General features: G+C 51.4%; 4 protein-coding genes. 2 read left to right on the forward strand and 2 right to left on the reverse strand.

The window, feature by feature from the left end; genetic code table 11:
* Both H6B10_RS12825 and H6B10_RS12830 read right to left on the reverse strand, forming a co-directional pair.
* A partial coding sequence (locus H6B10_RS12825) for an AraC family transcriptional regulator (protein ID WP_204651964.1) occupies positions 1-721 on the reverse strand: 721 nt, incomplete at its 3' end.
* 34 nt (positions 722-755) lie between these two features.
* Positions 756-2,057: an ROK family transcriptional regulator gene (locus tag H6B10_RS12830; RefSeq protein WP_204651965.1), complete on the reverse strand. Its 1,302-nt coding sequence runs from the start codon at positions 2,055-2,057 to the stop codon at positions 756-758.
* A gap of 59 nt (positions 2,058-2,116) precedes the next feature.
* Here H6B10_RS12830 and xylB point away from each other — a divergent pair, with 59 nt between their 5' ends.
* Together xylB and H6B10_RS12840 are read left to right on the forward strand one after the other, a co-directional pair.
* Positions 2,117-3,601, forward strand: coding sequence for a xylulokinase (xylB, locus tag H6B10_RS12835; protein WP_204651966.1), 1,485 nt, complete (start codon positions 2,117-2,119; stop codon positions 3,599-3,601).
* A 23-nt stretch (positions 3,602-3,624) separates the two neighbouring features.
* A complete protein-coding gene (locus tag H6B10_RS12840; RefSeq protein WP_204651967.1) occupies positions 3,625-4,266 on the forward strand; it encodes a DUF4867 family protein in 642 nt (213 codons plus the stop codon).
* The last annotated feature ends 67 nt before the right edge of the window (positions 4,267-4,333 follow it).

Genomic DNA, 4,333 nt, shown 5'->3' on the forward strand with positions numbered 1-4,333 from the left:
GGGTTTTGGCAAAGAGAAGCCGTCGCCCTAACAGATAGTTGTGGCAGGTGGTCCCTGTTATTTCTTTAAAAAGTCTTGCAAAGTGGTACTTACTGAATCCTGCTTCGTTGGCCAATTCGTCCAAAGACAAATCTTCTGTGCAGTGAGCGTTAATGTAATTACATAACATGGAAAAACGCTCTTGCTGTTCTTTTTGCCGCAGGGAAGAGATGTTTTCATGCGGTGCATTCTGATGGAGCTTGCGGCCTATGATTGCGAAAAAGTGCAGCATCAGCGAAGACAGCTCGCAATCCCGAAAGACCGCCGTACCAAAGTATTCTTCTTCCATCCGGGTCATCAAGGCCAGAAGTTGGTCGTTGAACTGCGGTTGATCCTGATATCGCAACAGCTTGAAGGGATGTAGAGTGGCAAAAAAAAGCGCAAGCTCGTGGAACTGCTCAAACATTGCGGTACTAAAATTCAAAATGTACCGTTCGCCCTCCTTTGGAGCTGTAATGCTGTGCAATTCACCTGAGCCGATGAACAGTATGTCATGGGGTTTCAAATAAAGAATTTCGCCTGCAACGGTCACATTATAGGTGTTTTTAATCGGGCAGATGATTTCCCCAGGGACATGCCAGTGTAACGGGAAGTCTTCCGCTGAATTGTTGTGATATAACCGGATATTGGAAGCGAGTGTAAAGTCTACAGTTTCGGTGGTACCGTTCAATTTTTCAATCATAGAAAATTCCTCTTAATCATGACGGTAGCCGCAATCATAACTCTTCAACAAAAAGATTGATAAAATGCAATGCTGCACCAAGTGGAACAGCGTGCTTGGGGTAATGACAAAGGGAAATATATTCAGCTTCATCATCAAACGGATCGCGGCTGGCCGTCAGCCCCCGGAGCTCCTTTAAAAAAGGAGTGAGATATTGAGCAACATACCCACCCAGCACAATACGACAGTCAAACATCATACGGATTGTGGCAAGAGCCGACGCCAAATGGCGGAGATAATCTTTCCATAACGTTTGGTATGCTAAGTTCCCGGCTTCCAAGCCGGCAAAAAACTGCTCCACGGAGATACCTAAATCGGTAGAAATTCGATCAGAAGAGCAGTAAGCTTCCAGACAACCACGCAAACCACACTTACAGGAAAGCCCTTCCGGCTGCACACAAATGTGTCCAAACTCGCCACTGCGGCCATTGAGTCCGGTGTAAGGAACACCATTCACAAGGATAGCGCCGCCTACGCCACCTTCTAATGAGATATATGCCATGCAATCGGAATCTTGCTGAACGTACCATTCAGCATACCCGCCGCTGGTCGCATCATTACAAACAGCAACGGGGTAAGGGATACTACAAATCAGTGGATGGATATCTTGATCTCGCAAATTAAGTGTCGGTGCAGTGATCACACAAGTCCTATCGGCATTAAAAATCGCTGGTAGCGCGATTCCAATCCCCAGCAGTTTTTCGCGGTTTAGACCAAATCTGTTTAGGAAATCCTCCAAATCAGCAGTAAGAAAGCTCCCTAAGTCTTTCATATTGTTGCAATGGGGATGACCATACTTTTGGTATGCAATTTCATCCAGCCGGAGGTTAGCTGCAACAATCCGAAAATGACTTTCTGTGACAGAAACTCCCAAAGAAAAGCGCGCATTTTCATTAATGGTCAATTGAAGAGGACGGCGCCCACCCGTAGATTCTCCAACCCCATCGATGCGCACCAACCCCGCTTGTGTCAGTTCGTTCAGATTTTGGTGTATAGTTGGCATACTGAGACCAAGGCTGTCAGAGATTTCCTGTTTAGAACATCCGGATCTTCTATAAATATATTGATAGATCTGGTTCCGTGTCAAGCGACGGCGTTTGGTAGGTGGCGGCGAAAGCTTTTTCATACATAAACCCTTTAACTTTTCAAAAGTGAAATCAATGTAAAACACTTTCATCTTACCCAACCGCAACAAAAAAGTCAACCAAATCATATATTTTTGTAGATATATGGTGATAATTTTCAAATGCTTTTGTTGGTTTTGATGATTGACACTGATGTATGCTTGCAGTATCATATGTAAAGAACTTATATAAATGTTCTTTACAAAAGAATAGCGAGAAAGGCGGTATTCTTATGTTGTATATCGGCGTAGATCTGGGTACCTCGGCGTGCAAATTCCTTCTGGTGGACGAAACCGGCAAGGTATGCAATCAGGTTACCCGGGAATATCCCCTGAGTATGCCCCACACAGGCTGGAGCGAACAGGACCCCGCTGCCTGGTGGCAGGCGTGTCTGGAAGGAATCCCCGCCCTGCTGCAGGGGTTTGACTCGGCGCAGGTGCAGGGCATCGGCATGGGCGGCCAGATGCACGGTCTGGTGGCACTGGATGCCGCCGACAGGGTGCTGCGCCCGGCCATTTTGTGGAACGATGGCCGTACCGCCAAGCAGACCGATTATCTGAACAAGGAAATCGGCCGAGAAACTTTGAGCAAATACACCGGCAACATTGCCTTTGCAGGGTTCACCGCCCCAAAACTCCTCTGGATGAAGGAGAATGAACCGGATTTGTACGCCGCCATCGCCAAGATCATGCTGCCCAAGGATTATTTGGTCTACCGCATGACCGGTGTGCACGCCACCGACTATTCCGATGCTTCGGGCATGCTGCTCCTGGACGTGGAGCACAAGTGCTGGAGCAAGGAAATGTGCGAAATCTGCGGTGTCAAGGAAGAATGGCTAGCCCATCTCTATGAAAGCTGGCAGTTTGTGGGCACCTTGAAACCGGATGCAGCCGCCGCCTTGGGTCTGCCCGAAAGTGTAAAGGTCTGTGCCGGTGCGGGAGATAACGCCGCCGCAGCTGTGGGCACTGGCACGGTTGGGAAAGGTCACTGCAACATCAGCCTGGGTACCTCCGGCACGGTGTTCATCAGCAGCGAAGCATTCGGCGTGGATGCCACCAATGGTCTGCATGCTTTTGCCCATGCGGACGGCGGCTGGCACCTGATGGGTTGCATGCTCTCCGCCGCCTCCTGCAACAAGTGGTGGATGGACGACATCCTCAAGGTCACCGATAAGGACTACCCCGCCGAACAGGCCCCCATTACCCGGGACAAGCTGGGCCGCAACCCCGTCTTTTTCCTGCCTTACCTTATGGGCGAGCGCAGCCCTATCAACGACACCGATGCCCGAGGTACCCTCATCGGGCTGAGCATGGACACGACGCGTGCAGATATCACACAGGCCGTACTGGAAGGTGTGGCGTTCGCCATCCGGGATTCGGTGGAAACTGCCCGTTCCATTGGCGTGGAGATCCCCCGCTCCAATATCTGCGGTGGCGGAGCCAAGAGCCCGCTGTGGTGTACCATCATGGCCAACGTATTGGGGATTCCGCTGGATATTCTGGTTACCGAACAGGGGCCCGGTTACGGTGGCGCACTGCTGGCCATGGTCTGCTGTGGTAAATATGCGACCGTACAAGAGGCCACCAATGCCCTGGTGCATGTCAGCCGTACCATTGAGCCGGACGCGGAACTCACCGCCCTGTATGAAGAACGGTATCAGAAATTCAAGCAGATCTACCCCACCTGTAAGCCGCTGTTCAAGGCTCTTGCCGAATAACCCCCACCACGGAGGAATGTGTTATGACGATTTATTCCGTTTTTGATCCTGAATTTGCTTCCTATGGCCGGGTGATCACCGGTTATGAGGCCGAATGCAAGGCCGTGGTCGAGGCCCTGAACATTTCCACACCGCTGCCGGAAGGCACCGGCTATGTACCGGAGGAACCCGCGCTGCAGAACCTACCGGAATCCGCCGTACTGGGGGCTTCTTTCTTTGGTGGAATGTCCTTCCAGATGGGCTGGTGCAACGGTCACAACACCAAACTGAACTGCCTGGAATACCATCGGGACAGCGAGTTCAACCTGGGCAACGTTGATTTCATCCTTTTGCTGGCCAAGCAGGATGAGATTGCGGACGGCAAGCTGGACACCGGCAAGGTGAAGGCTTTCCGTGTTCCCGCGGGTACTCTGGTGGAAGTTTACGCCACCACCCTGCACTACGCCCCCTGCCACACCAACCCGGCCCAGGGCTTCAAGGTGCTGGTGGCTTTGCCCAAAGGCACCAACACCGACAAGCCGAATCTGCCCACCAAGGGCGGGGACGATGCATACCTGTGGGCCTGCAACAAGTGGTTGCTGGCCCATCCCGAATCGGGCGAAGCCGCCCAGGGTGCTGTGGTGGCCCTGACCGGCGAGAATATCGATATCGAAAAAGATTTGTAAACAGAATCATCCACATAGAAAACGGAGGAATTTGACATGAAGTCCACCAACATTCCCGAAGTCCGTC

This window comes from Gemmiger formicilis, from assembly GCF_016901605.1.
Lineage (GTDB): Bacteria > Bacillota > Clostridia > Oscillospirales > Ruminococcaceae > Gemmiger > Gemmiger formicilis_B.

Excerpts from the sequence above, each read along its gene's own strand:
- xylB (WP_204651966.1), top strand. The coding sequence starts at position 2,117 with ATGTTGTATATCGGCGTAGATCTGGGTACCTCGGCGTGCAAATTCCTT.
- H6B10_RS12840 (WP_204651967.1), top strand. The coding sequence starts at position 3,625 with ATGACGATTTATTCCGTTTTTGATCCTGAATTTGCTTCCTATGGCCGG.
- H6B10_RS12830 (WP_204651965.1), bottom strand. The coding sequence starts at position 2,057 with ATGATACTGCAAGCATACATCAGTGTCAATCATCAAAACCAACAAAAG.